Here is a 26511-nt window from a genome sequence, read left to right as displayed (position 1 = left end):
CTGCACGCTCGTCTCGCGTTCAGGTTCGATTCATTCGCGCACTTGCACACTGGGCACCAGGTTCCGGACGAATGGCATCCGCGATGCCCGTCCGGAACAGTTTTCCGCCCGGATCAAGGAACGAACCATGAACGCCAAATTCCACACGATTGCGCTGCTGTGCTGCCTCGGCGCGAGTGCCGGGGTGCTCGCCGCACCGCCTGCCGAGCTCGTCGACCGCTACGCCGCAGAGGCGCGCCTCGCCGATCCCGCCTTTGCCGGCTTCTCCGCCGCACGCGGCGAAACCCTGCACCGCACCTCCTTCGGCCTGGGCAAGCCCGACACGCCCGCCTGCACCTCGTGTCATGGAGACGACGCCCGCGCGCCCGGCAAGACGCGCACCGGCAAGGCCATCGAGCCGATGGCGGTGTCGGTGGTGGCCACGCGCTACGGCGACCCGGCAAAGGTCGAGAAATGGTTCAAGCGCAACTGCACCGAGGTCCTCGGCCGCGAGTGCAGCGCGCGCGAGAAGGGCGACTGGCTCGCCTGGATGACGAGCCAGTAATCGACGATCACGGAGATCCACCATGAAAACGACTGCCCTTCGCCCGCTCGCCCTCGGTGTCGCCGCGCTCGCGGTGACCGTGATGCTGCTCGGCCGTGCCCAGGCCGGCGACGACGATTACTATCCGCCGGTGACCGACAAGCTCACGCTGCAGGAGTGCGCCAGCTGTCACATCGCCTTCCCGCCCTCGATGCTTCCGGCCGCTTCGTGGAAACGCATGATGGGGGAGCTGGAAGACCACTTCGGCGACGACGCCAGCGTCGATGCCGAGACCGCGGCAGCGATCACCCGCTATCTGGTCGATAACGCCGGCGATGCCCCCCGACAGGCGAGCAAGCTGCTGCGCGGCCTGCGGCCGGGTGAGGCGCCGCTGCGCATCACCGAGTTGCCGAAGTGGGTGCGCGAGCACGACGAGGTGCCGGAATCCGACTGGACGCACAAGGATGTCGGCAGCAAGGCCAACTGCACCGCGTGCCACATCGATGCCGACAAGGGCTACTTCGAGGACGACTGAGGGCGGGACCATGAAGCGCTTTCTCACTGCCCTCATCGCCCTGGTCACGCTGGCATGGGGCTGGGAAACGCTGTCGGCGCCCGGTGCCGTCGCCACCGGTGCCGGCACTGCCTGGGCGGTGCGCGAGCACGCGCTGACCCTCACCGGCCTGTGGTCCTTCGCGCTGATGTCGCTGGCGATGGTGCTCGCCACCCGTCCGGCCTGGCTGGAGCGCCCCTTCGGCGGCATGGACCGCATCTACCGTGTGCACAAATGGGCCGGCATCCTCGCGGTCGGTTTCGCCGCGCTGCACTGGCTGGTCGAGATGTCGGACGACGTCATCAAGGCGCTGTGGGGCAGGGAGGGACGCCTGTCCAAGGATCATGGCGGCGGTTTCCTGGAGGCCATGCGCGACGTCGCCGAGGAGCTGGGCGAGTTCGCGATCTACGCGCTGCTGGCGATGCTGGTGCTGACGCTGTGGAAGCGCTTTCCGTTCAAGCTCTGGCGTTACGCGCACAAGGTGATGCCGGTGCTTTATCTGGCGCTGGCCTTTCATGCCGCCTTCCTCGCACCGCTCGACTACTGGATGCAGCCGGTGGGCCTGCTGCTGGCGACGCTGATCGCTGCCGGCTCGATTGCCGGCGTGCTGGTCCTGGCCGGCCGGGTCGGCCACGGTCGTCGCGTGGGCGGGGTGGTGGAGTCGGTGCGCGAAGCGGGCGCAGGCGTCACCGAGGTCAGCTGCCGGCTGGATGAGGGCTGGCGCGGACATCGTCCCGGGCAGTTCGCCTTCGCGACCTTCGACCGTCTCGAGGGCGCGCATCCGTTCACGATCGCCAGCGCCGATCGTGGCGACCGTCGCGTGCGCTTCGAGATCAAGGCCCTGGGCGACTATACCCGGGGTCTGGCGCAGCGACTGCAGGCGGGCCAGCCCTTGAGTGTCGAGGGGCCCTACGGCTGCTTCGAGCTGCCGATTGGACAAGGTGGGCGGGATCAGGTGTGGATCGCAGGCGGGATCGGCGTGACGCCCTTTCTCGCCTGGCTGGAGGCGCTGCAGTCGACGCCGGCGCGCGCGCCGCAAGTCGATTTCTATTACAGCGTGCGTGAGCACGAGACCGATCCCTTCGTCGCCCGCCTCGAGGCACTGTGTGCGAACCTGCCTGCGGTCCGCCTGCACGTCATCAGCGGCGCCCGCAACGAACGCCTCACCGCGGCGACGCTGCGCGACCGTTCGCGGGCCGGTGCGATGACCGAGATCTGGTTCTGCGGGCCCGGTGGCCTGGCCCGCAGCCTGCGTGAAGGGCTGCGCGCAACGGGCATGGGTGGCGTTCGTTTCCACCAGGAGGCGTTCGAGATGCGTTAGCGCCGCACATTGGGGCAAACCATAGGTTGACGCCCCCCAGCCCAGCCGGAACACTCCCTCGCGACAAGAACGAACAATGGCTGGGGAGACACCCTTGAGCGAGTACATCCTCGAGACCCGCGGACTCACGAAGGAGTTCAAGGGTTTCGTCGCCGTATCCAACGTCGACCTGAAGGTGCAGAAGGGGCACATCCACGCCCTGATCGGCCCCAACGGCGCCGGCAAGACCACCGTATTCAACCTGCTTACGAAGTTCCTGGTGCCGACGGCAGGGGCCATCCTGTTCGAGGGCCGCGACGTCACCCGCGAGGCGCCGGCGGTGACCGCGCGCCGCGGCATGGTGCGCTCGTTCCAGATCTCGGCGACCTTCCCGCACCTGACGGTGATGGAGAACGTGCGCATCGGGCTGCAGCGCAAGCTCGGCACCGAGTTCCATTTCTGGCGCTCGGCGAAGTCGCTGGAGGTCTTGAACGACGAGGCCATGGCGCTGCTCGAGGCGGTCGACCTGACCCAGTTCGCGGACACCATCACCGCCGAGATGCCCTACGGCCGCAAGCGCGCGCTCGAGATCGCCACCACGCTGGCGCTCGAGCCGACCATGCTGCTGCTCGACGAGCCCACCCAGGGCATGGGCAACGAGGACATCGCACGCGTGGTCGAGCTGATCCGCAAGGTGTCGGCCAAGCGCACCATCCTGATGGTCGAGCACAACCTGTCGGTGGTCGCCAACCTGTGCGACCGCATCACCGTGCTCACCCGCGGCAGCGTGCTCGCCGAGGGCAACTACGCCGAGGTGTCGAAGAACCCCAAGGTGCTCGAGGCCTATGTCGGCTCCGCCGACATGAGCGACGCCCACCACTGATCCCCGCCCCGGACCGCCATGACCAGTGCCTTCACCCCTCATCCGGAGATGCTCCGGATCCACGACCTGCACGCCTTCTACGGCGAGTCGCACATCCTGCACGGCATCGACCTCAAGGTCGCGCGCGGCGAGTGCGTCACCCTGCTCGGGCGCAACGGCTCGGGGCGTTCGACCACGCTCAAGTCGGTGCTCGGCCTGGTGGGCAAGCGCACCGGCTCGATCATGGTCAATGGCCGCGAGGTGATCGCCGAGCCCACGCACCGCATGGCGCGCTACGGCATCGGCTACGTGCCCGAGGAGCGCGCCATCTTCGCTTCGCTCTCCACCGAGGAGAACCTGATGCTGCCGCCGCAGGTGGCGAGCGGGGCGATGTCGGTGGAGGAGATCTACCAGATGTTCCCCAACCTCCACGAGCGCCGCAACAGCCCGGGCTCCAAGCTCTCGGGCGGCGAGCAGCAGATGCTGGCGATGGCGCGTGTGCTGCGCACCGGGGCCAAGCTGCTGCTGCTCGACGAGATCACCGAGGGCCTCGCGCCGGTGATCGTCAAGAAGCTCGGCGAGGTCATCGTCGAACTGAAATCGCGCGGCTTCACCATCGTGCTGGTCGAGCAGAACTTCCGCTTCGCCGCGCCGCTGGCCGACCGCCACTACGTGCTCGAGCACGGCGAGATCATCGCCACCATCAACGCGGACGAGTTGCCCGGGAAGATGGACTGGCTGCACCAGACGCTGGGGGTCTGAGCGGCGCCGCCGCGCAGTTCCCGCGTACCAACCACAAGAAACGGAGACACACGATGCAGACGAAGAAACTCACCACCCTGGCCTGTGCTGCCGCCTTTGCGATGCTGTCGGGTGCGGCGAGCGCGCAGATCTCGGGCAACACGGTCAAGGTCGGCGTGCTCACCGACATGTCGGGCACCTATTCCGACCTCGCCGGCGCCGGCGCGGTGCTCGCCACCCAGATGGCGATCGAGGACTTCATCGCCGAGGCCAAGCCCGCGTTCAAGGTCGAGATGGTGTCCGCCGACCACCAGAACAAGGCCGACATCGCCTCCAACAAGGCGCGCGAGTGGTTCGAGCGCGAGGGCGTGGACGTCGCCACCGAGCTGGTGACCACCTCCACCGCGCTCGCGGTCATGAAGGTCGCCAAGGAGATGAACCGCATCACCCTGATGAGCGGCCCGGGCTCCACGCCGATCACCAACGAGCAGTGCAACGACCTCTCGGTGCACTACACCTACGACACCTATGCGCTCGCCAACGGCACCGCCAAGGCGGTGACCCAGCAGGGCGGCGACACCTGGTACTTCCTGACCGCCGACTACGCCTTCGGCCAGGCGCTGGAGCGGGATTCTTCCGCGGTGGTCACGGCCAACGGCGGCAAGGTGCTGGGCTCGGTGCGCCATCCCTTCCCGGCATCGGACTTCTCGTCCTTCCTGCTCCAGGCCCAGGCCTCGGGCGCCAAGATCATCGGCCTGGCCAACGCCGGCGCCGACACCACCAACGCGATCAAGCAGGCGGCCGAGTTCGGCGTCACCCCCAAGCAGTCGCTCGCCGGCCTGCTGATGTTCATCTCCGACGTGCATTCGCTCGGCCTGCAGAGTACCCAGGGCATGTACCTGACCACCGGCTTCTACTGGGACCTCAACGACGAGACCCGCGCCTGGTCGAAGCGCTTCTTCGACAAGCACAAGCGCATGCCGACCATGGTCCAGGCGGGGCAGTACTCGTCGGTGATGCACTACCTGCGCGCGGTGAAGGCCGCCGGCACCGACGATTCGGGCAAGGTCATGGCGCAGATGAAGACCACGCCGATCAACGACTTCTTCGCCAAGAACGGCCGCATCCGCGACGACGGCCGCATGATCCACGACATGTACCTCGCCCAGGTCAAGAAGCCGGACGAGTCCAAGTACCCGTGGGACTACTACCACATCCGCCAGACCATCCCGGCGGACGAGGCCTTCCTGCCGCTGGCGCAGTCGAAGTGCCCGCTGGTCAAGAAGTAAGCTGATCGCGGGGGCTCCCGCACTTCACGACGCACCGGGGCGGCGGGACCGCGCCGGTGCGGGAGTCGCACATGGAAATCTTCGGCGTTCCGAGCGCGCTGCTCGGCAGCCAGCTGCTGGTCGGCCTCATCAACGGTTCGTTCTACGCGATCCTGAGCCTGGGCCTGGCCATCATCTTCGGCCTGCTCAACATCATCAACTTCACCCATGGCGCCCAGTACATGATGGGCGCCTTCGTGGCGTGGATCGCGCTCAACAAGCTCGGCATCAATTACTGGGTGGCGCTGCTGTTCGCACCGATCGTCATCGGCGCGCTCGGCGTGCTGATCGAGCGCACGATGCTGCGCAAGCTGTACAAGCTCGATCACCTCTACGGCCTCTTGCTGACCTTCGGCCTGGCACTGATCTTCGAGGGCATCTTCCGCGACCAGTACGGCATCTCCGGCCAGTCCTACCCGGTGCCCGAGCTGCTGCAGGGCGGGGTGAACCTCGGCTTCATGTTCCTGCCGATCTACCGCGGCTGGGTGGTGGTCGCGGCGCTGACGGTGTGCTTCGCGACCTGGTTCATCATCGAGAAGACCAAGCTCGGCGCCTACCTGCGCGCCGGCACCGAGAACCCGCAGATCGTCCAGGCGCTCGGCATCAACGTGCCGCTCTTGATCACCTTCACCTACGGCTTCGGCGTCGCGCTCGCCGCCTTCGCCGGTGTGCTCGCTGCGCCGATCTACCAGGTCAGCCCGCTGATGGGCTCCAACCTGATCATCGTCGTGTTCGCGGTGGTGGTGATCGGCGGCATGGGCTCGATCATGGGCTCCATCCTCACCGGCATCGGCCTGGGCCTGATCGAGGGCCTGACCCGGGTGTTCTACCCCGAGGCCTCGGCGGTGGTGGTGTTCGTGATCATGGTGATCGTGCTGCTGGTGCGGCCGGCCGGCCTGTTCGGCAGGGCCTGAGCGCGGCGAAAGGAATCAAGACGATGAACAACTCGAATTCGATGTTCGCGCGTGCCATGCCGATCCTGTTCGGCGCGCTGTTCCTGATCGGGCTGGTGGCGCCGTTCGCGGTGTACCCCACCTTCCTGATGAAGATCCTGTGCTTCGGGCTGTTCGCGTGCGCGTTCAACCTGCTGCTCGGCTTCGCCGGCCTGCTGTCTTTCGGCCACGCTGCCTTCCTCGGCAGCGCGGGCTACGTGTGCGGCATGCTGGTGCGCGACCTCGGGGTGACGCCCGAGCTCGGCATCCTCGGCGGCACGCTGGCCGCGGGGGCGCTGGGCTGGGTGTTCGGCGTGCTGGCGATCCGCCGCACCGGGATCTACTTCGCGATGATCACGCTGGCGCTGTCGCAGATGGTGTATTTCATCGTGCTGCAGTGGAAGGCGACCGGCGGCGAGGACGGCCTGCAGGGCGTGCCGCGCGGCCATCTGTTCGGGGTCATCGACCTGTCGAACAACATCGCGATGTACTACCTGGTGTTCGCGATCTTCTGCATCGGCTTCTTCATCATCTACCGCGCGATCAATTCGCCCTTCGGCCAGATCCTCAAGGCGATCCGCGAGAACGAGCCGCGCGCGGTGTCGCTCGGCTACGACGTCGCCAAGTTCAAGCTGCTCGCCTTCGTGCTCTCGGCTTCGCTCGCCGGAATGGCCGGGGCGACCAAGACCCTGGTGTTCCAGCTCGCCTCGCTGACCGACGTGCACTGGCACATGTCGGGCGAGGTGGTGCTGATGACGCTGCTCGGCGGCCTCGGCACCGTGCTCGGCCCCCTCGTCGGCGCCGCCACCATCGTGTCGCTGCAGACGGAACTCGCAGACACGGTCGGCTCCTGGGTCACGGTGATCATGGGCGTGATCTTCGTGGTCTGCGTGCTGCTGTTCCGCCGCGGCATCGTCGGCGAGCTACAGGCGCTGATCCAGCGCGCCGGCATCCGCTGACCCGGAGCCGGCCTGCGCCGTGCCGGCGGGCAGGGCGGGAGGCGTGGGAGGGGTGTTCTGGCGCGCCGCGGGGCCGGCATGATGCAGCCGGCCCTCGGCGCGTCGCAGCCAGGCGTGGGACAGCGCGTGGTAGAGGGGCACCGGCGCGACCGAGCGCGACACGCCGTGGGCCACCACCGCGGTGGCCATCAGCGGCATCAGCATCTGGTGGTTGGCGGTCATCTCCATGACGATCACGAAGGAGGTGATCGGCGTCTGCGTCATCGCGGCGAGGAAGGCCACCATGCCCAGCACCAGCACCGCCGGATCGGGCTCGCCCGGCAGCAGCAGCGCGATGTCCGAGCCGAGGCCGGCGCCCACCGCCAGCGCCGGCGCGAAGATGCCGCCGGGGATGCGCGCCACGAAGGCGAGCCAGATCACCGCCATCTTCAGCACCATGAAGGCCATCGGCAGCGCGGCGCTGCCCTCGAGCGCGGCCTTCGATTCCGCGTAGCCGGTGCCGTAGGTGAGCCCGCCGCTGGCCCAGCCGATGATTCCGGTCGCCAGTCCGCACAGCCCGGCGAACAGCACCGGACGGCTGATGGCGAACACGCCCACGCGCCCGGGAAGCCCGCGCACGGAGGCGATCAGCAGGCGCGCGAAGCCGCCGCCGAGCAGCCCGCCGGCCACGCCGCAGGCCAGTACCGGCCAGATCCCCTCGGGCCAGCCGACGCTCGCCGGGGTGCGGCCGAAATAGGTGTAGTTGCCCAGCACCGCCAGCGACATCAGGCCGGCGAAGATGACCGCGGTCAGCGTCGTGCTGTTGGCGCGGAAGGCGCGGTAGCGGCACATCTCCTCGATCGCGAACATGATGCCGCCGAGCGGGGTGTTGAAGGCCGCGGCGATGCCTGCACCCGAACCCGCCACGATCAGGTCGCGGCTGGAGGCGATGCGCCGGCGCTTGCGCCCGGCCAGCAGGTGCATCACCGAGGCGCCGATCTGCACCGAGGGGCCCTCGCGGCCGATCGAGGCCCCCGCCAGCAAGCCCCCGAGGGTCAGGAAGACCTTGGCGATCGCGATGCGGAAGGACAGCAGCTGCCGCCGCACGCGACCGTCGTCGGACATCGACGCGGCGATCGCCTGCGGGATGCCGCTGCCCTCGGTGCCCGGAAAGATCTTCCGCGAAACCCAGGCCAGCGCCGCGAAGCCGAGCGGGGCGATGAGCAGGCTCAGCCACGGGCGTTCGCGGATCAGCCCGGCGTGGGTGGTGATCGCCAGCTCGGCGCCGATCGCGAACGCGATCGCGACCAGCCCGGCGAGCAGGGCGGCACCGACCAGCAGCAGGCGCACCCGCCAGCGCGGCCACGACAGCCAGGGTAGGGCGTAGCGCCAGCCGCCGCGCAGCAGGCGGGAGAGGTTCCGGCGCGCGGGTGGCCGGGTCGTGTTTTCCGGGGCGGGATCGTTGTTCATCGAGGTCTCTGCTGCTGTGCGGCATCGCGCAATCGCCGTGCCGGTGGCGGGCTGTTCGCGATTCGTTTTTTTGCCATGTTGCACATGCGCAAGGTGAACGATACCGCTACCATACGACCCACGGCAGGGGGTGATGTTTTTTTGACAATGATGCTTTGAGCAAATATAGTCGCGGCGAGATTCAGATGGCGGAAACGCAACAGAAAGTGAAGAAACCGGCAGCTCCGGTGAGTCCTTTGTCGGTCCTGCAGCGGTTCAGGATCCTGATCCGGACGGCCCAGCGCCATTCGCAGTGGATCGAGCGCCAGAGCGGTGTCACCGGTGCGCAGCTGTGGGCCCTGCAGGAGTTGCGTGAAGCGAATGGCCTGCGTGTCGGCGAGCTTGCCAACCGCATGGCCCTGCATCAGTCGACCACGTCCAACATGGTCGATCGCCTGGAAAGCGCGGGCCTGGTGCGCAAGGAACGGACCAGCGCCGACCAGCGCGTGGTGCGCCTCTACCTCACCGAGGAGGGCGCGGCGCTGCTCGCGCGGGCGCCTTCGCCGGCGCGTGGCGTGCTGCCCGAAGCGCTGCGCATGATGGACGAAGAGGGGCTCGCGAGCCTGCAGAGCGAGCTCGACAAGCTGCTCCGCCAGATCAAGCATCTCGATGAAGGCTTCGGCATGCAGCCCTTGCCTTTCACTGAATGACACGCGGCCGGCCCCTGGGGCGGGCCGGGTCGAATGTGTTTGACACAGTGTCTTGACGCTTGTGTGGACAGCAGCTTGAGCGGCCGACGGGCCGCTCTTTTTTTTGCGCCGCGCGCGGGCCACCCGGGGGCCCGCTTCCCCTGAGCCGCCTCAGTGCCGCCGCGACAGCGCCTGCATGGCCCGGGCCAGGCCCTCGAGCGTGAGCGGATACATGCGCTCGCCCATGATCTGGCCGATGATGCCGATCGACTGGCGGTAGGGCCACAGCCGTTCCGGTTCGGGATTGAGCCAGGCCGCCGCCGGGTAGGCATCGAGCAGCCGGCGCAGCCAGGCGGCGCCGGCCTCGGCGTTCATGTGCTCGACCGAGCCGTGCGGATGCAGGATCTCGTACGGGCTCATGGTGGCGTCGCCGACGAAGATCAGCTTGTAGTCCGGACCGTACTTGTGGATCACATCCAGCAGCGGCGTGCGTTCCGCGTGGCGCCGCCGATTGTCGCGCCACACGCCCTCATACACGCAGTTGTGGAAGTAGAAGTACTCGAGATGCTTGAACTCCAGCCGGCAGGCGGAGAACAGCTCCTCGCACACCTTGATGTGATCGTCCATCGAGCCGCCGACGTCGAGGAAGAGCAGCACCTTGACCGCGTTGTGGCGCTCCGGGCGCATCAGCAGGTCGAGCCAGCCGGCGTTGCGCGCGGTGGCGGCGATGGTGCCGTCGAGGTCGAGCTCCTCGGCCGCGCCCTGGCGTGCAAAGCGGCGCAGGCGGCGCAGCGCGACCTTGATGTTGCGCGTGCCCAACTCCACCGAGTCGTCGAGGTTGCGGAACTCGCGCTTGTCCCACACCTTGACTGCGCTGCGGTTGCCGGCCGATTCACCGCCGACGCGGATCCCTTCGGGATGGGTGCCGCTGTTGCCGAAGGGCGAGCTGCCGCCGGTGCCGATCCACTTGCTGCCGCCCTGGTGGCGCCCCTTCTGCTCTTCCAGGCGCTTGCGGAACTCGTCCATCAGCTTGTCCCAGCCGAGCTTCTCGAGGCGGGCACGCTCCTCGGGCGACAGGTGCTTCTTCGCCATCGCGCGCAGCCATTCCTCGGGCAGATCGACGTCCAGGCCGGGCAGCGCGGTGACGCCCTTGAAGTACTCGCCGAAGGCCTGGTCGAAACGGTCGTAGAGCGACTCGTCCTTCACCAGGCACAGCCGTGCGTAGTGGTAGAAGTCGTCGAGCGAGGGCCCGCACACGTGATCGCGCAGGCCTTCGAGCACGGTCAGGAACTCGCGCGTCGACACCGGCAGCTTGCGTGCCTTCAGGTGCAGGAAGAAATCGATCAGCATGGAGGCTCGTTCCGCGGGTTCCGGGTCGGCAGCGCCTGGCTTGCCGGTGGCGTGCCGCTCAGCGGTTGTTGCGTGCCATGAAGACCAGGCGCTCGAACAGGTGCATGTCCTGCTCGTTCTTCAGCAGCGCGCCGTGCAGCGGCGGAATCGCGGCCTTGCCGTCGGCGCTGCGCAGCGCCTCGGGCGGGATGTCCTCGGCCACCAGCAGCTTGAGCCAGTCGATGAGTTCGGACGTGGACGGCTTCTTCTTCAGGCCGGGGATGTCGCGCAGACCGAAGAAGACCTCCAGCGCCTCGGTCAGCAGCGCCTTCTTCAGCCCGGGGAAATGCACGTCGACGATGCGCTGCATCGTGTCGCGGTCCGGGAAGCGGATGTAGTGGAAGAAGCAGCGGCGCAGGAAGGCGTCGGGCAGCTCCTTCTCGTTGTTCGAGGTGATGAACACGATCGGGCGGTGGCGCGCCTGCACGGTCTGCCGCGTCTCGTACACATGGAACTCCATGCGGTCGAGCTCGCGCAGCAGGTCGTTGGGGAATTCGATGTCGGCCTTGTCGATCTCGTCGATCAGCACCACGGTCGGCTGCTCGGCCTCGAAGGCCTGCCACAGCACACCCTTGACGATGTAGTTGGCGATGTCCTTGACGCGGTCGTCGCCGAGCTGCGAGTCGCGCAGGCGCGACACCGCGTCGTACTCGTACAGGCCCTGCTGCGCCTTGGTGGTGGACTTGATGTGCCATTGCAGCAGCGGCAGACCGAGGGCGGCGGCCACCTCCTCGGCGAGCATGGTCTTGCCGGTGCCGGGCTCGCCCTTGATCAGCAGCGGGCGCTGCAGGCGGATCGCGGCGTTGACCGCGAGCATCAGGTCGGGGGTGGCGACGTAATCCTGCGAGCCTTCGAAGCGCAAATCGGACATGCGATGTTCCTCGATACGAATGCGATCGATTATAGAGCGCGAACAGGCATCTTTCTTCCCGACGACTTCCCTGGTGCCTCGCGCGCTGCCCAACCCTGGCCGCCTGCCGCGAGGAACGGCGGACGACTCGCAATCCCGGCCGAAGTGCTAGCATCGCGCGCCATGGACATCGACCACATCCGCCAGCGCCTGCGTGCGCTCGGCGCCCGCCCCAGCCACGAGGGCCGCCTGCTGCGCGCCTGGCTGCAGGGCCGGGCGCTCGACGCCGGCCCGCACACCGACTCCAACCGCCTGCCCAAGGCGCTGCAGACCGCGCTGCCCGAGCTCGAGGCCGAACTACACGGGCTCGCCCGCGTGCGCTCGGAGCACCCGGGGGAGGACGGCACCCGGCTGCTGGTCGAACTCGCCGATGGCCAGACGGTGGAGAGCGTGCTGCTGCCGCGCGACGGCCTGTGCGTGTCCACCCAGCTCGGCTGCGCGGTGGGCTGCGTGTTCTGCATGACCGGCAAGGACGGCCTGCTGCGCCAGCTCGGCAGTGCCGAGATCGTCGCCCAGGTCGCGCTGGCGCGCCGGCTGCGCCGGGTGCACAAGGTGGTGTTCATGGGCATGGGCGAGCCCGCACACAACCTCGACGCGGTGGTCGAGGCGATCGAGCTGCTCGGCACCGAGGGCGCGATCCCGCACAAGAACCTGGTGCTGTCGACCGTGGGCGATCTGCGCGTGTTCGAGCGCCTGCCGCAGATGCGCGTCAAGCCCGCGCTCGCGCTGTCGCTGCACACCACCAGGGCGGAGCTGCGCACGCAGCTGCTGCCGCGCGCCCCGCGCATCGACCCGGCAGAGCTGGTCGAGCTCGGCGAAGCCTGGGCGCGCACGACCGGCTACCCGATCCAGTACCAGTGGACGCTGATCGAGGGCGTGAATGACGGCGAGGAGGAGCTCGACGGCATCGTGGGCCTGCTCGCCGGCAAGTACGCGGTGATGAACATGATTCCCTTCAACGCCGTGGATGGTCTCGACTTCCGCCGCCCGAGCGCCGAGCGCGCCGCCGAGATCGCCCGCAGCCTGCACCGTCGCGGCATCCTCACCAAGCTGCGGCAATCGGCCGGCCAGGACGTGGATGCGGGCTGCGGCCAGCTGCGTGCCCGCGAGAGTCAAGTCGCCTTCGTGCGGCGGGCGGAAAAACGCGCGGCGCGCGGCGCGGCGAACACTGCGGATGCTTGAGGGGCCGCGCGGAAGGCCTGGCCCCGGCCGGTCCGGCCGGCGCCGGCCAGCCCTCGCCGCCGACCCGCCCGTGCAGGCTCAGTGGCGCGCGTACACCGCGGTCTTGCCTTCGCCATCGAAGCTGACCACGTCGTAGCGGTCGGCCGGGTAAGGGCCTTCCATGCCCGGCGAGCCCTGCGGCATGCCGGGGGCGGAGATGCCCGCGATCGCGGGCTTGTCGGTGAGCATGCGCTTCACGTCGGCCGCGGGCACGTGGCCTTCGACCACGTAGCCGCCGACCTTGGCGGTGTGGCAGGAGCCCAGCGCCTGCGGCACGCGCGCCTCGCGCTTGACCACGCCCATCTCGGTGGTGGCGACTTCCCTGACCTTGAAGCCATGCGTGCGCATGTGCTCGGCCCACTTGCCGCAGCAGCCGCAGTTGGGATCCTTGTACATGACGACCTCGTCGCCGGCGGCGATCGCCGGCGAGAAGCTGCCGACGGTGGCGAGCGCGGCCAGGCCCAGCAGCGCGCTCGCGATCACGCTGCGCATCGGGCCGTGCGGCGATTTTGTGTGGCGGTTCATGGTGCGTACTCCCGGATGGATCTCGATGGCGGAATTGTGCCCCGCGAGGCCGCGCGCGAACGAAGCTGACAGGAATGTAATGCGGGCGTCAGCCTGGTGACGGGTTCGGCGCAGCTCGGGCGCGAGGGCGCTCGACATTTGCTGCATCCTGGCTTGCCGCCCGCTTGACCTTCCCACATTGGTAAGGTCTACAGTGGGCACATAGCGATTTCCAAGGCAGGAAGCATCATGAGCAGCAGCACAAAAAGCGCGCCCGCGATTCCCTTACGCACACTGAACATCGCCGGCATGACCTGCGCCTCGTGCGTGGCCCACGTCGAGCGCGCCCTGATGAAGGTCGAGGGCGTGCAGGCGGCGAGCGTCAACCTGGCGACCGAGACCGCCACCGTGACCGCGCCCGCCTCGGTGCCCCTGACGGCGCTGGTCGAGGCGGTGGCGAAGGCTGGCTACGAGGTGCGGCGCGACAGCCTGGAGCTCGACATCGAGGGCATGAGCTGCGCCGCGTGCGTCGGCCGCGTCGAGAAGGTGCTGCAGCGCGTGCCGGGTGTGGTCGCAGCGAATGTCAACCTCGCCGCCCGCCGTGCCCATGTCGAGATCGCCGGCGAGGTGCCGACCGCGGCCCTGGTCGCGGCGGTGAAGAAGGCCGGCTTCGGCGCCACGCCGGCGGCCGAGGTCGCCGAAGGGGCGCGCGAGGCGGAGGCGGCGGCCGAGGAGGCCGCGCTGCGGCGCGCGGTGTGGGTCGCGGTGGCGCTGACCCTGCCGGTGTTCGTGCTCGAGATGGGTGCGCACCTGATCCCGGGCATGCACGACTGGGTCATGGACACGATCGGCCACCGCGAGAGCTGGCTGCTGCAGTTCGTGCTCACCAGCGCGGTGATGTTCGGCCCGGGCCTGCGTTTCTTCCGCAAGGGCGTGCCGGCGCTGCTGCGCGGCGCGCCCGACATGAACGCGCTGGTGGCGGTGGGCACCTCGGCGGCGTGGGCCTACTCGGTGGTGGCACTGTTCGCGCCCGGCGTGCTGCCCGCGGGCACGGTCAATGTGTATTTCGAGGCCGCGGCGGTGATCATCACCCTGATCCTGATCGGGCGTCTTCTCGAAGCGCGCGCGCGCGGCCGCACCAGCGACGCGATCCGGCGCCTGATGCGCATCCAGCCGCGCACCGCGCGCGTGCGCCGCGGGGCGGAGGCCGTGGAGATCCCGATCGGCGAGGTCGCGGTTGGCGACGTGGTCGAGGTGCGCCCGGGGGAGAAGGTGGCGGTCGATGGCGAGTTGGTCGAGGGCGCCTCCTTCGTCGACGAGTCGATGATCACCGGCGAGCCGGTGCCGGTGGAGAAGGGCGTGGGTGCGACGGTCGTCGGCGGCACGCTGAACACCCGCGGCGCGTTCGCCTTTCGCGCCACCCGCGTCGGCGCCGACACCGTGCTGGCGCAGATCATCCGCATGGTGGAGGCGGCGCAGGGTGCCAAGCTGCCGATCCAGGCCCTGGTGGACAAGGTGACCATGGTGTTCGTGCCGGTGGTGATGGGGGTGGCGGCGCTGACCTTCCTCGCCTGGCTGGCCTTCGGTGCCGATGCGCTGCCGGCGGAGGTGCCGGCGCTGAGCTTCGCGCTGGTGTGTGCGGTGGCGGTGCTGATCGTCGCCTGCCCGTGCGCGATGGGGTTGGCGACCCCGACCTCGATCATGGTCGCCACCGGTCGTGCGGCGCAGATGGGTGTGCTGTTCCGCAAGGGCGACGCGTTGCAGCTGCTGCGCGATGCGGAAGTCGTGGCGGTGGACAAGACCGGCACGCTGACCGTCGGTCGCCCCGAACTCACCGATTTGCAGGTGGCGAAAGGCTTCGAGCGCACCGAGGTGCTGGCGCTGGTGGCCGCGGTCGAGGGTCGTTCCGAGCATCCGATCGCCGAGGCCATCGTCGCCGCTGCGCGCGCCGAGGGACTGGCGCTGGCCGGGGCCGAGGGCTTCGAGGCCGAGGCCGGACATGGCGTGCGCGCGATGGTGGCCGGCCGCCGCGTCGAGGTGGGCGCCGATCGCCTGATGCGCCGCCTCGGCCTGGACGTGGGCGAATTCGCCGACACCGCCGTGCGCCTCGGCGACGAGGGAAAGTCGCCGCTCTACACCGCGATCGACGGTCGCCTGGCGGCGATCATCGCAGTGGCCGATCCGCTCAAGCCGACCTCGATGGCGGCGGTGAAGGCGCTGCACGCGATGGGCCTGAAGGTGGCGATGATCACCGGCGACAACGAACGCACCGCACGCGCCATCGCGCGCCAGGCCGGCATCGACGAGGTGATCGCGGAGGTGCTGCCGGACGGCAAGGTGGCGGCGCTGCAGCGGCTGGCGCAGGGCGCCGCCGGCACGCGCCGCGTCGCCTTCGTCGGCGACGGCATCAACGATGCGCCGGCGCTGGCCGAGGCCGACGTCGGCATCGCGATCGGCACCGGCACCGACGTGGCGATCGAGAGCGCCGACGTGGTGCTGATGTCGGGCGACCTGCTGGGCGTGCCGCGCGCGATCGCGCTGTCGCGGGCGACGATGCGCAACATCCGCCAGAACCTGTTCTGGGCCTTCGCCTATAACAGCGCGCTGATCCCGCTCGCCGCGGGGGTGTTCTATCCGGCCTTCGGCGCGCTGCTGTCGCCGGTGTTCGCCGCGGCGGCGATGTCGATGTCGAGCGTGTTCGTGCTCGGCAACGCGCTGCGCCTGCGCCGCTTCGGCGCGGACGCGCTGCCGGCAGCGGCGTGAAGGAGGCGGCAGTCATGATGAACATCGGCAAGGCCGCCGCCGCCTCGGGCGTGTCGGCGAAGATGATCCGCTACTACGAGTCGATCGACCTGCTGGCGGCGGCGCGGCGCACCGACGCGGGCTATCGTTTCTACACCGACGAGGACGTGCACGTGCTGCGTTTCATCCGTCGCGCGCGCGACCTGGGCTTCTCGCTGGCGGACATCGGCGAGCTGCTCGCGCTGTGGCGCGACCAGGGGCGGGCGAGCGCGGATGTGAAGGGGATCGCGCTCGCGCATGTCGCCGCGCTCGAGCGCAAGATCGCCGAACTGCAGGGCATGGCGGACACGCTGCGCACGCTCGCCGCGCATTGCCATGGTGACGCGCGCCCGGATTGCCCCATTCTCACCGACCTCGACGCGGGCGGCGGGAACTGACCCGCGGCGGGGGGAGGGACGTGTCTGCGGGGCAGTCGTCGCGGGGCAGTGGCGCGGCGGGTTACCATCCCACCCCCATCCCTCGATAGAAGCGCCCTGAATGCAAAACGACCTCGCCGACGAACCCCGCAAGGCCATCGTCGCCTCGGTGCAACGCCCCAACGTCAGCGACGCCGAGTTCGAGGCCTCGCTCGCCGAGCTGCGCGAGCTGGCGAAGACCCTCGGCTACCGCGTGGTGCACACCTTCACCCAGAAGCGCGCCGGTTTCGACACCCACGGCTATCTGGGGGTCGGCAAGCGCCAGGAGGTGCGCGAGTTCGTGGCCGCCCAGGCCGGCTTCGAGGCCGCGCCGACCGACACCGTGCCGCGCACCGGCGCGATCGAGGCGCTGCTGGTCGACCATGAGATCTCGCCCTCGCAGGCGCGCAATCTCGAACTGGAGACCGGCTGCGAGGTGATGGACCGGACCATGGTCATCCTCGAGATCTTCCACCGCAACGCGCGCTCGCGCGCCGCCAAGGCGCAGGTGGAGATCGCCCGCCTGGGTTACATGGCGCCGCGCCTGCGCGAGGCCGCCAAGCTCGCCGGGCCGCAGGGGCGGCAGCGCAGCGGCGTGGGCGGTCGCGGTGCCGGCGAGTCGCACACCGAGCTCGATCGCCGCAAGATCCGCGACCGCATCGCCGAGCTGCAACTGGAGATCGTCGCCATGGAGGCCGAACGCAAGACCCAGCGTGCGCGCCGCCAGGGTCGCCAGGCACCGGCCAGCGTGGCGCTGGTCGGCTACACCAATGCCGGCAAATCGACGCTGATGCGCGCGCTCACCGGCAGCGAGGTGCTGGTCGCCAACAAGCTCTTCGCCACGCTCGACACCACCGTGCGCACGCTCTACCCCGAGAGTGTGCCGCGCGTGCTGGTCAGCGACACCGTCGGCTTCATCAAGAACCTGCCGCACGGGCTGGTAGCCTCGTTCAAGTCCACCCTCGACGAAGCCCTGGACGCTGGCCTGCTGTTGCACGTCATCGACGCCAGCGATCCCGGTTTCGAACGCCAGCTCGAAGTCACCGACACCGTCCTGCGGGAAATCAGCGCCGACGAGGTGCCCCGCATCCGCGTCTTCAACAAGATCGACCACGTCGGCGACGCCGCGGCGCAGGCCGAATGCGAGGCCGCGCTGCGCGCCAAATACCCCGGCTGCATCGTCATGAGCGCGCGCCGGCCGGACGAGGTGGCGAAGCTGCGGCAGACGATCGTCGCGTTCTTCCAGCAGGATCTGATCGAGGCGGAGCTGTTGCTGCCGTGGTCGGCGCAGCAGTTGCGCAAGGAGATCTACGCCAACTGCGAGGTGCTGGAGGAGCGGGCGGAGGATGAGGGGGCGGTGTTCCGCCTGCGCGCTGAGCCCGAGACTGTCGAGCGCTTGCGCGCGCAATTTGCCCTGACGCGCTGACAAGCAAACGCCACCGCAAGGGTGGCGTTTGCTCGCGAGGCGATGCGCCCGGGTTGACGCGCGTGCAGTGCCGCTGCGGGCGCGCGTGCTTCCGGTGGGTCGCGCCGGATCAGCCGACCTGATCGAGCGCCTTTTCCAGTGTGGCGACGCTGCGCTCGACCTGGTGCAGCTTGTCCAGGCCGAACAGGCCGATGCGGAAGGCCTTGTAGTCGGGGCGCTCGTCGCAGGCGAGCGGCACGCCGGCGGCCACCTGCAGGCCGGCAGCGGCGAACTTGGCACCGGTCTTGATGGCGTCGTCGGTGGTGTAGCTGACCACCACGCCCGGGGCCTGGAAGCCTGCCGCGGCCACGCTGGGGAAGCCGCGTGCCTCGAGCAGCGCGCGCACGCGGCGGCCGAGCTCGAGCTGCTCTTCCTTGACCTTGTCGAAGCCGTAGGCCTCGGTCTCGCGCATCACCTGACGCAGCGTGACCAGGCCGTCGGTGGGCATGGTGGCGTGGTAGGCGTGGGCTCCGCCCTCGTAGGCTTCCATGATCTGCAGCCACTTCTTGAGGTCGCAGGCGAAGCTGGTGCTGGTGGTACCGTCGATGCGAGCGCGCGCGGCAGCGCTCATCATGACCATCGCGCAGCACGGCGAGGCGCTCCAGCCCTTCTGCGGCGCGCTCACCAGCACGTCGACGCCGGTGGCGTCCATGTCCACCCAGATCGTGCCCGAGGCGATGCAGTCGAGCACGAACAGGCCGCCGACCTCATGGGTGGCGTCGGCCACCGCGCGCAGGTAGTCGTCGGGCAGGATCATGCCGGCCGAGGTCTCGACGTGCGGGGCGAACACCACGTCGGGGCGGTGCTCGCGGATTGCGGCCACGACCTCGTCGATCGGCGCCGGGATGAAGGGCGCCTGCGCCTCGTCGCGCACCTGGCGGGCCTTGAGCACCACGGATTCGGCGGGGATGTTCCCCATCTCGAAGATCTGCGTCCACCGGTAGCTGAACCAGCCGTTGCGGATCACCAGCGTCTTCCGGCCGGTGGCGAACTGGCGCGCGACCGCCTCCATGCCGAAGGTCCCGCTGCCGGGGACGATGGCGACCGCGTGGGCGTGATAGACCTTCTTCAGCGTCGCCGACAGTTCGCGCATGACGCCCTGGAAGGCTTGCGACATGTGGTTGAGCGAGCGGTCGGTATAGACCACGGAGTACTCGAGCAGACCGTCGGGATCGACGTTGGGCAGCAGACCGGGCATGCGAACCTCCTGAGAGAAGCGGGCGCCGGCACGAGGCGGGCGCGGTGCGGACGGTGCGGCAGGGTGCCGGACCATTTGTCCGAAAGCGTCCATTCTAGCGGCTCGTCATGGAGCCGACGAGCCGCGGGGCGATCACAGCGCCAGGCCGGCGCGCCTGCGCAGGGCGGCGACATAGGCGCCGCCGTCGGGCGGGGCACCGTTGCGCTGGGCGCTGAACAGCGTTTCGCCGAGACATTCGAGCGCGTCGTGCATCGCATCGTGGCGGTCGCCGCGGTACGCGCAGGCCGCCTCGAAGGCGGCGCGGATGCCCGGCGGCTGGTCGATCGAGAGCTGCTCCTCGATCGCCAGGTGCAGCGACAGGTGCAGGAAGGGATTGGCCTGGCCGGCCTCGGGCGGGAAGTCGCGGTCGATCGCGTCCGGGTCCTCGACCAAGGCGTGGTACTCCGGGTGCAGGGCGATGATGTCGGCGGCGATCGTCTCCATCGGCGTCAGCACTTCCTTGGCCAGGTACTTGCGCCAGGTCTCGATGAAGAAGCTGCGCACCTGGTCGCGGCTGGGGTTGAACATTGCAGGGTTCCTCTCGTTTGGGCGCGCGGTGGGGGGAGCGGGACCCACGGTGCGCCGGGTTCAGTCCGTCTTGTCGCGGAACAGGCACAGGTCGCGCACGCCGCACCCGCCGCACTTCGGACGGCGCGCGGTGCACACGTAGCGGCCGTGCAGGATCAACCAGTGGTGGGCATCGAGCAGGTAGTCCTTGGGCACACGCCGCATCAGCGCCTTCTCGACCTCGACCACGTCCTTCCCCGGCGCCAGTCCGGTGCGGTTGGCGAGGCGGAAGATGTGGGTGTCGACGGCCATCACCGGCAGGCGGAACACCGTGTTCAGCACCACGTTGGCGGTCTTGCGGCCGACGCCCGGGAGTGCCTCCAGCGCCTCGCGCTCGGCCGGCACCTCGCCGCCGTGGCGCTCCAGCAGCAGGCGCGAAAGCGCGAGCGTGTTCTTCGCCTTGTTGCGGAACAGGCCGATGGTCTTGATGTGCTCGGCGATGCCTTCCTCGCCGAGCGAGACCATGGCCTCGGGCGTGGGCGCGTCGGCGAAGAGCTTGCGGGTGGCGAGGTTGACGCTGCGGTCGGTGGCCTGCGCGGACAGCACCACCGCCACCAGCAACTGGTAGGGCGAGGCGTATTCGAGCTCGGTCTGCGGGTTGGGGTCGGCTTCGTGCAGGCGGCGGAAGAACTCGCGGATCGCCTCGCGCTTCATCGCTGCCATCGCTGCCTTCAGCCCGCTGCGACCGGTTCGGTGCCGCCCTGTCCCTCGGCTGCCTGCGGTGCCTTGGGCGCCGGTGGCGGCTGGCGGCGCGCGCGCGCGGCGAGGCGGGCGTTGATGGCGTTGAACGCGGCGATCAGCATGCCGAGCGCGAAGAATGCGCCCGGCGGCAGGATGGCGACCAGGAAGCCGGGGTAGTCGTCACCGAACACGTTGATCGCCGACGCACCGGGGATGATCATCTCGATGCCGGCGAACAGCGTGCCCGCGCCGATCAGCTCGCGCATCGCGCCGAGCAGGCCGAGCACCCACACCAGCCCCAGGCCCATCATCGCCGCGTCGATGGTCGAGGTCAGCGGATGGTTCTTCGCGGCGAAGGCCTCCACGCGGGCGAGGACGATGCAGTTGGTGACGATCAGCGGGATGAAGATGCCGAGCACCAGGTAGAGGTCGTGGAAGAAGGCGTTGAAAGACAGATCCACCACCGTCGTCAGCGCGGCGATGATCAGGATGAAGACCGGGATGCGGATCTCGTAGGGGATGAAGTTGCGCAGCGAGGATACGGCCAGGTTGGACATCGCCATCACCAGGATGGTGGCCAGGCCGAGGCTGACGGCGTTCACCGTGCTGGTACTGATGGCGAGGATCGGGCACAGGCCGAGCAGCTGGCCGAGGCCGGTGTTCTGCTTCCACAGGCCGTTCCAGGCGATCTCGCGAAATTGTTGAGGGCTCATGATTCTTCTCCCAGCACGCTGCCGGCCGGTGCTGCGAACAGCGTGTCGAGGCGGCCCGCAGCGAAGGCGGTGATGCGGCCGACGGCGCGCGTCACCGCACGGGCGCTGATGGTGGCGCCGGCGCGATAGTCGAAGCTGCCGCCGTCCTTGCGCACGGTCCACCCGGCGGTGTTCACGTCGCGCCAGGTCGCACCGGCGAACTGGCCGATCCAGGGCTGGTCCTTGCGGCGGTCCTTCTTCGGGTCGATGTAGTCGCCCAGGCCGGGGGTTTCCTTGTGCGCGGTCACGCGCACGCCGGACAGGCGGCCGTCCTTGCCGATCGCCACCACCAGTTCGATGCGGCCGGCGTAGCCGTCGGTGGCCGCGCCCTCGATGACCAGCGCCACCGGCTCGTTGCCCTTGCGCGCACGCCAGACACGGGCGCCTCCGTCCATGCCGAGCGTGGCCGGTGCGTCGACGCGGACCCTGTCGTCGAGCAGGGCGTTGTCGTAGCTGGCGGGCGGCAGCACCTCGTCGACCAGGCGCTGCTGCGATTCCTGCTTCGAGGCCTCGATCGCCGGGCGGGTGAGGCCGTAGGTGGAGGCCATCAGCGCGGTGAACACGAGCGTGAACACCACCATGATGGCGCCGGTGCGGAGCGAGGTGCGGGTGGCGGAGTAGCGTGCGCTCACTTGTCGCCTCCCGCCGCTTCGCGATGGCCGAACACGCGCGGCTGGGTCTTCATGTCGAGCAGGGGCACGCAGATGTTCATCAGCAGCACGCCGAAGGCGATGCCGTCGGGGTAGGCGCCGAAGTTGCGGATCAGCCACACGATGAGGCCGACGCCGGCGGCGAACAGCAGCTTGCCGCGAGGGGTGGTGGCGCCGGAAACCGGGTCGGTGACGATGAAGAAGGCGGCGAGCATCGCGCCGCCGCTGGCGAGATGGAACAGGGGCGAGCCGTAGTGCGCCGGATCGATCAGCCAGAACACGCCGGCCAGGCCGCCGAGCGCAGCGATGAAGGCGACCGGCATGTGCCAGGTGATGATGCCCCTGGCGAGCAGGAACAGGCCGCCCAGCGCATACCCTGCGGCGACCCATTCCCAGCCGCGGCTGCCGAGCATGCCGAAGGCCGGGCCCTGGCTGACCGCCTCGACCGTCGCGCCGGCCGCACGCAGGCCGGTGCGCAGGCTGTCGAGCGCGGTGGCGGCGGTGATGGCGTCGAGCTCGCGAGTGCCGCCCAGGATCAGCGCAAGCTGGTCGGCGAAGCCGAGGCCGTCGAGCGCGGGCCACTGCGACATGAGCGCCGGGAAGGCGACGATCATCGTGCAGTAGGCCACCATCGCCGGGTTGAAGGGGTTCTGCCCGAGGCCGCCGTAGAGGTGCTTGACCGCGAGGATGGCGACCAGCACCGCACAGGTGGTCAGCCACCACGGCGCGATCGCCGGCAGGCTGAGCGCCACCAGCCAGGCGGTGAGCACCGCCGACAGGTCGGCGACTGCGAGGCCGATCGGACGCTTGCGCAGCGACATCACCAGGGCCTCGGCGAGGACCGCGGCCACGGTGGCGAGCGCCAGGTTGACCAGGATGGCGGGGCCGGCCTGCCACACGTAGGCGGCGATGCCGGGCAGCAGCGCGATCAGCACCAGGCCCATGGTGCGCTGCACGCTGACCGCCTTGCGGACGTAGGGGGAATGGATCATGGCGGACTCAGGAACGGGGCTCGGCGCCGGGAGCGGTGGCTGCGGTGTCGCTCGCGGCCGCGGGGGCGTCCGCATTCGGGGTGGTCGCTGTGGCGGCGGGCGGCGCGGCGGCTTCCAGCGCCTTGCGCCGCGCCTCGATGCCGGCGATCTCGGCCTGCGTTTCCGGGCTCAGGTTGTCGGTGTTCTGCGGCCGGACCTCGGCCTTCTGCGCCTTGGCCCGCGCCAGCGCGGCGGCGATCAGGGCCTTCTTCGGGTCCTCGGCGGCGGCGGCTTCGGCGGCGGGGGCCTCGGCGACGCCCTCGGCCAGCTTGGCGCGCGTCTCGGCGGCCTTGGCGGCGAGCTTGGCGGCCTTCTCGGCCTTTTCGCGCTCCTGGCGGAAGTTGCGGAACTCGAAGCGGTCGCGGGCCTGGTCGGCCGCGGCCTTTTCGCGCTCGCGCGCCCAGATCTCGCTCTTGGCGAAGCGGAAGTAGTCGACCAGCGGGATGTGCGCCGGGCAGACGTAGCTGCAGCAGCCGCATTCGATGCAGTCGAAGAGGTGGTATTCCTGCGCCTTGCCGAAGTTCCTGGAGCGGCCGAACCAGTACAGCTCGAAGGGCTGGAGCTCCGCCGGACAGGCCTTGGCGCACTCGGTGCAGCGGATGCAGGGTTGCTCCGGGGGGGCGGGCGGGAACAGCCTGGGCGACGCGGAAATCAGGCAGTTGCTGCCCTTGACGATGGGCACGTCGAGCCGTGGCAGCGCGAAGCCCATCATCGGCCCGCCGAGCAATGTGCGGTCGGTGTCGGGGCGCGGACGCGCGAGCGGCAGCAGGTCCTGCACCGGGGTACCGATCAGCACCTCCCAGTTGCCGGCGTTGTCGACGTTGCCGGTGAGGGTGACGATGCGGCTGATCAGCGGCTCGCCGTGGGCGATGGCGCGATACACCGCGTGCGCGGTGCCGACGTTGAAGCACTGCACGCCGTAGTCGCCGCCGAGCTTGCCGTAGGGGATCTCGATGCCGGTGAGCACGCGGATGAGCTGCTTCTCGCCGCCGGCGGGGTAGAGCGCCGGCACCGCGACCACCTTGACGCCGTGGGGCGAGGCCGCGGCCGCTTCCTTCATCGCCGCGATCGCCTCCGGCTTGTTGTCCTCGATGCCGACCACCAGCTCGCGCGCGCCGATCAGCTCGCGCAGGATGGTCGCGCCCGCCAGGATGTCGGCCGCGCGCTCGCGCATCAGGCGGTCGTCGCAGGTGATCCAGGGCTCGCACTCGGCGCCGTTGAGGATCAGGGTCTCGATGCCGGCGCCCTTGCCGAGCTTGACGTGGCTGGGGAAGGTGGCGCCGCCGAGGCCGACGATGCCGCAGTCGCGCAGCCAGGCCAGGGCCTGCTCGCGGCTGGCGGTGTGGTAGTCGAAGGGCGCGTGCTCGATCCAGCGCTCCTCGCCGTCCGGCTCGATGACCACGCATTCGGTGTCGAGCCCGGAGGGGTGGGCCATCGGATGGCGGGCGATGTCGACCACCGTGCCCGAGGTGGGCGCATGCACGGCGGTGCCGAGGAAGCCCTCGGGTTCGCCGATGCGCTCGCCCTTGAGCACCTCCTGGCCGACCTCGACCAGGCAGCTCGCGGTGGCGCGCGGGCTCTGGCGCAGGGGTACGACCAGGCGGCGCGGCAGCGGTGCGCGCTGGATGGCGGGGCCGGCCGATTCGTTCTTGTGGGCGTCGGGCTTGATGCCGCCGTGGAATCTGAACAGACGCCCGATCATGCTGCCTTCCTGATTTCGACCACCGGGTATTTCCATTTCCAGGTCTGCACCGTCTCGGGGACCGCGACCATGCTGATGCAGTCGACCGGGCAGGGCGCCACGCACAGCTCGCAACCCGTGCACAGCGGCGACACCACGGTGTGCATCTGCTTGGCGGCGCCGACGATCGCGTCGACCGGGCAGGCCTGGATGCACAGCGTGCAGCCGATGCAGGTCTGCTCGTCGATAACCGCCACCGACTTCGGCTTCTCGACGCCGTGTTCTTCGGACAGCGGCTTGAACTCGCGGCCGAGCAGGTCGGCGAGCTTGCGGATGCCCTCCTCGCCGCCCGGCGGGCACTGGTTGATCTCGGCTTCGCCGTTGGCGATGGCTTGGGCGTAGGGCTTGCAGCCGGGGAAGCCGCACTGGCCGCACTGGGTCTGCGGCAGGATGGCGTCGATCTTCTCGACCAGCGGGTCGCCCTCGACCTTGAAGCGGATCGCGGCATAGCCGAGCGTGAGGCCGAGCACGACGGCGATGCCGGTCATCACGAGGATTGCGGTGAGCATGCTGGCGGCGGCCTCAGTGGAAGCGGTCGAGACCGGCGAAGCCCATGAAGGCGAGGCTCATGAAACCGGCGGTGATCATCGCGATCGCGGTGCCCTTGAACGGCAGCGGCACATCGGCGCCGTCGAGGCGCTCGCGGATGCCGGCGAACAGCACCAGCGCCAGCGTGAAGCCGAGCGAGGAGCCGAAGCCGAACAGCAGCGACTCGAGCAGGTTGTGCTTCAGGCCCACGTTGAGCAGCGGCACGCCGAGCACCGCGCAGTTGGTGGTGATCAGCGGCAGGTAGATGCCCAGCACCTGGTGCAGCAGCGGGCTGGTCTTCTGGATGACGAGTTCGGTGAGCTGGACGATCGCCGCGATGACGACGATGAAGGACAGCGTGCGCAGGTAGCCCAGATCGAAGGCCTGGAGCAGGTAATGATCGATCAGGTAACTGGTGCCGGAGCCGACGGTGAGCACGAAGGTCGTCGCCGCACCCATACCGATGGCGGTCTCGAGCTTCTTCGACACGCCCATGAACGGGCACAGCCCGAGGATGCGGACGAGGACGACGTTGTTCACCAGAACGGCGCCGATGACGACGAAGATGTAGCTGGTCATGATCCGCGCACGGAAAGGAATGGGCGGGATTATCCTCCGCCGTCAATGGGGGCTCAACCCTGATGCACTAATAGGTTTATCAGTGCCTGAGCCAGGTCGCGCGGGCCGACGGGGCGGATCGCGCGGCGGGCGTTCAGCGCCAGTCGGGCGGTGGCGGTGCCAGGCTCGCGGTGTGCATGCCCCAGTGGCCGCTGCGGCGGTCCTCGAAGAAATGGCGCAGGCTGATCGCGATCGAGCGGAAGGCGATGCGGTCCCAGGGAATCTCGTGTTCCGCGAACAGCGCGACGTCGAGCGACTCCTCGCCGGGGCGGAAGTCGAGGTCGAGCAGGCGGGCGCGGTAGATCATATGCACCTGGCTGATGTGGGGCACGTCGATCAGCGTATAGAGCTCCCCCACCTCGATGCGCGCACAGGCTTCTTCCAGCGTCTCGCGTGCGGCGGCCTGGGCGGTGGTCTCCTCGTTCTCCATGAAGCCTGCGGGCAGCGTCCACATGCCGTGGCGCGGCTCGATGGCGCGCCGGCAGAGCAGGACCTTGTCCTCCCAGACCGGCAGCGCGCCGACGACGACCTTGGGGTTCTGGTAGTGGATGGTGCCGCAGCGTTCGCACACGTGGCGGGGCAGCGTGTCCCCGGGCGGGATGCGGAAGGCGACCGGGGCGCCGCAGCTCGAGCAGTAGTTCATGATGGCGGGAATGAGGTTTTCGACGATTCTAGCCCGCTTTCGCCCGCGTGCCCCGGGGCGCG

General features: G+C 69.2%; 27 protein-coding genes. 13 read left to right on the top strand and 14 right to left on the bottom strand.

Going from position 1 to position 26511, the window contains the following annotated elements; genetic code table 11:
* The first annotated feature begins 127 nt into the window (after positions 1-127).
* From CKCBHOJB_RS13795 to CKCBHOJB_RS13760, 8 genes are all read left to right on the top strand, one after another.
* Complete coding sequence (locus tag CKCBHOJB_RS13795; protein ID WP_281049234.1) at positions 128-544, top strand: DUF1924 domain-containing protein; 417 nt, start codon at positions 128-130, stop codon at positions 542-544.
* 22 nt (positions 545-566) lie between these two features.
* Entirely contained in the window at positions 567-1058 is a 492-nt protein-coding gene (locus CKCBHOJB_RS13790) for a diheme cytochrome c (RefSeq protein WP_281049233.1), read from the top strand.
* 10 nt (positions 1059-1068) lie between these two features.
* Positions 1069-2397, top strand: a complete 1329-nt coding sequence (locus CKCBHOJB_RS13785) for a ferric reductase-like transmembrane domain-containing protein (RefSeq protein WP_281049231.1) — start codon at positions 1069-1071, stop codon at positions 2395-2397.
* A 94-nt stretch (positions 2398-2491) separates the two neighbouring features.
* A complete protein-coding gene (locus CKCBHOJB_RS13780; RefSeq protein WP_281049230.1) occupies positions 2492-3259 on the top strand; it encodes an ABC transporter ATP-binding protein in 768 nt (255 codons plus the stop codon).
* Between the two features lie 18 nt (positions 3260-3277).
* Entirely contained in the window at positions 3278-4000 is a 723-nt protein-coding gene (locus CKCBHOJB_RS13775) for an ABC transporter ATP-binding protein (RefSeq protein ID WP_281049229.1), read from the top strand.
* A 53-nt stretch (positions 4001-4053) separates the two neighbouring features.
* Positions 4054-5268 carry an ABC transporter substrate-binding protein gene (locus tag CKCBHOJB_RS13770; RefSeq protein WP_281049228.1) on the top strand — a complete coding sequence of 405 codons (1215 nt, stop codon included), beginning with the start codon at positions 4054-4056 and terminating at the stop codon, positions 5266-5268.
* A gap of 71 nt (positions 5269-5339) precedes the next feature.
* Positions 5340-6221 (top strand): branched-chain amino acid ABC transporter permease, encoded by an 882-nt coding sequence (locus CKCBHOJB_RS13765; protein ID WP_281049227.1) that lies wholly within the window; start codon positions 5340-5342, stop codon positions 6219-6221.
* Positions 6222-6244: 23 nt separating this feature from the next.
* Positions 6245-7198: a branched-chain amino acid ABC transporter permease gene (locus CKCBHOJB_RS13760; protein ID WP_281049226.1), complete on the top strand. Its 954-nt coding sequence runs from the start codon at positions 6245-6247 to the stop codon at positions 7196-7198.
* Here CKCBHOJB_RS13760 and CKCBHOJB_RS13755 read toward each other — a convergent pair.
* Positions 7163-8647, bottom strand: coding sequence for a chloride channel protein (locus CKCBHOJB_RS13755; RefSeq protein ID WP_281049225.1), 1485 nt, complete (start codon positions 8645-8647; stop codon positions 7163-7165). The two genes, CKCBHOJB_RS13760 and CKCBHOJB_RS13755, sit on opposite strands and share 36 nt — an antisense overlap.
* A gap of 185 nt (positions 8648-8832) precedes the next feature.
* Between CKCBHOJB_RS13755 and CKCBHOJB_RS13750 the strand changes: the two genes are divergently transcribed.
* On the top strand, positions 8833-9336 hold the full coding sequence (locus CKCBHOJB_RS13750) for a MarR family transcriptional regulator (RefSeq protein ID WP_281049224.1): 504 nt from the start codon (positions 8833-8835) through the stop codon (positions 9334-9336).
* A gap of 150 nt (positions 9337-9486) precedes the next feature.
* Here CKCBHOJB_RS13750 and CKCBHOJB_RS13745 read toward each other — a convergent pair whose 3' ends face one another.
* Both CKCBHOJB_RS13745 and CKCBHOJB_RS13740 read right to left on the bottom strand, forming a co-directional pair.
* Positions 9487-10665, bottom strand: a complete 1179-nt coding sequence (locus CKCBHOJB_RS13745) for a VWA domain-containing protein (RefSeq protein ID WP_281049223.1) — start codon at positions 10663-10665, stop codon at positions 9487-9489.
* Between the two features lie 58 nt (positions 10666-10723).
* Entirely contained in the window at positions 10724-11575 is an 852-nt protein-coding gene (locus CKCBHOJB_RS13740) for a MoxR family ATPase (protein ID WP_281049222.1), read from the bottom strand.
* Positions 11576-11737: 162 nt separating this feature from the next.
* On the opposite strand from CKCBHOJB_RS13740, the gene CKCBHOJB_RS13735 reads away from it, so the two are divergent.
* A complete protein-coding gene (locus CKCBHOJB_RS13735; RefSeq protein ID WP_281049221.1) occupies positions 11738-12796 on the top strand; it encodes an RNA methyltransferase in 1059 nt (352 codons plus the stop codon).
* Positions 12797-12874: 78 nt separating this feature from the next.
* Here the strand turns inward: CKCBHOJB_RS13735 and CKCBHOJB_RS13730 are convergent, their stop codons facing one another.
* On the bottom strand, positions 12875-13327 hold the full coding sequence (locus tag CKCBHOJB_RS13730; RefSeq protein WP_281051697.1) for a DUF411 domain-containing protein: 453 nt from the start codon (positions 13325-13327) through the stop codon (positions 12875-12877).
* A 261-nt stretch (positions 13328-13588) separates the two neighbouring features.
* On the opposite strand from CKCBHOJB_RS13730, the gene CKCBHOJB_RS13725 reads away from it, so the two are divergent.
* From CKCBHOJB_RS13725 to hflX, 3 genes are all read left to right on the top strand, one after another.
* The gene (locus CKCBHOJB_RS13725) at positions 13589-16102 is read left to right on the top strand and encodes a heavy metal translocating P-type ATPase (protein ID WP_281049220.1); all 2514 of its coding nucleotides are present in this window, start codon (positions 13589-13591) and stop codon (positions 16100-16102) included.
* A gap of 17 nt (positions 16103-16119) precedes the next feature.
* Positions 16120-16518, top strand: coding sequence for a Cu(I)-responsive transcriptional regulator (gene cueR / locus CKCBHOJB_RS13720; protein ID WP_281051696.1), 399 nt, complete (start codon positions 16120-16122; stop codon positions 16516-16518).
* Positions 16519-16618: 100 nt separating this feature from the next.
* The gene (hflX, locus tag CKCBHOJB_RS13715; protein WP_281049219.1) at positions 16619-17962 is read left to right on the top strand and encodes a GTPase HflX; all 1344 of its coding nucleotides are present in this window, start codon (positions 16619-16621) and stop codon (positions 17960-17962) included.
* 109 nt (positions 17963-18071) lie between these two features.
* Here the strand turns inward: hflX and CKCBHOJB_RS13710 are convergent, their stop codons facing one another.
* The 10 genes from CKCBHOJB_RS13710 to CKCBHOJB_RS13665 all read right to left on the bottom strand — a co-directional run bounded on the left by CKCBHOJB_RS13710 (position 18072) and on the right by CKCBHOJB_RS13665 (position 26449).
* Complete coding sequence (locus CKCBHOJB_RS13710) at positions 18072-19199, bottom strand: aminotransferase class V-fold PLP-dependent enzyme (protein ID WP_281049218.1); 1128 nt, start codon at positions 19197-19199, stop codon at positions 18072-18074.
* Positions 19200-19331: 132 nt separating this feature from the next.
* A complete protein-coding gene (locus tag CKCBHOJB_RS13705; RefSeq protein ID WP_281049217.1) occupies positions 19332-19766 on the bottom strand; it encodes a DUF1841 family protein in 435 nt (144 codons plus the stop codon).
* A 60-nt stretch (positions 19767-19826) separates the two neighbouring features.
* Positions 19827-20459 carry an endonuclease III gene (nth, locus tag CKCBHOJB_RS13700; protein WP_281051695.1) on the bottom strand — a complete coding sequence of 211 codons (633 nt, stop codon included), beginning with the start codon at positions 20457-20459 and terminating at the stop codon, positions 19827-19829.
* A gap of 17 nt (positions 20460-20476) precedes the next feature.
* Positions 20477-21199: an electron transport complex subunit E gene (locus CKCBHOJB_RS13695; RefSeq protein WP_281049216.1), complete on the bottom strand. Its 723-nt coding sequence runs from the start codon at positions 21197-21199 to the stop codon at positions 20477-20479.
* Entirely contained in the window at positions 21196-21870 is a 675-nt protein-coding gene (locus CKCBHOJB_RS13690) for an RnfABCDGE type electron transport complex subunit G (RefSeq protein WP_281049215.1), read from the bottom strand. The genes CKCBHOJB_RS13695 and CKCBHOJB_RS13690 overlap by 4 nt, the downstream gene beginning before the upstream one ends.
* A complete protein-coding gene (locus CKCBHOJB_RS13685) occupies positions 21867-22880 on the bottom strand; it encodes an RnfABCDGE type electron transport complex subunit D (protein WP_281049214.1) in 1014 nt (337 codons plus the stop codon). The genes CKCBHOJB_RS13690 and CKCBHOJB_RS13685 overlap by 4 nt, the downstream gene beginning before the upstream one ends.
* Positions 22881-22887: 7 nt before the next feature.
* Positions 22888-24621 (bottom strand): electron transport complex subunit RsxC, encoded by a 1734-nt coding sequence (gene rsxC, locus CKCBHOJB_RS13680; RefSeq protein WP_281049213.1) that lies wholly within the window; start codon positions 24619-24621, stop codon positions 22888-22890.
* Positions 24618-25169 carry an electron transport complex subunit RsxB gene (gene rsxB / locus CKCBHOJB_RS13675; protein WP_281049212.1) on the bottom strand — a complete coding sequence of 184 codons (552 nt, stop codon included), beginning with the start codon at positions 25167-25169 and terminating at the stop codon, positions 24618-24620. The genes rsxC and rsxB overlap by 4 nt, the downstream gene beginning before the upstream one ends.
* Before the next feature lie 13 nt (positions 25170-25182).
* Positions 25183-25767, bottom strand: a complete 585-nt coding sequence (gene rsxA / locus CKCBHOJB_RS13670) for an electron transport complex subunit RsxA (protein WP_281049211.1) — start codon at positions 25765-25767, stop codon at positions 25183-25185.
* Positions 25768-25900: 133 nt separating this feature from the next.
* The gene (locus CKCBHOJB_RS13665) at positions 25901-26449 is read right to left on the bottom strand and encodes an NUDIX hydrolase (protein ID WP_281049210.1); all 549 of its coding nucleotides are present in this window, start codon (positions 26447-26449) and stop codon (positions 25901-25903) included.
* Between the last annotated feature and the right edge of the window lie 62 nt (positions 26450-26511).

Source organism: Thauera sp. GDN1 (genome assembly GCF_029223545.1).
In the GTDB taxonomy this organism is placed as follows: domain Bacteria; phylum Pseudomonadota; class Gammaproteobacteria; order Burkholderiales; family Rhodocyclaceae; genus Thauera.
The sequence above is the reverse complement of the archived record's forward strand: the minus strand, read 5'-3'. Positions and strand labels throughout refer to the sequence as shown.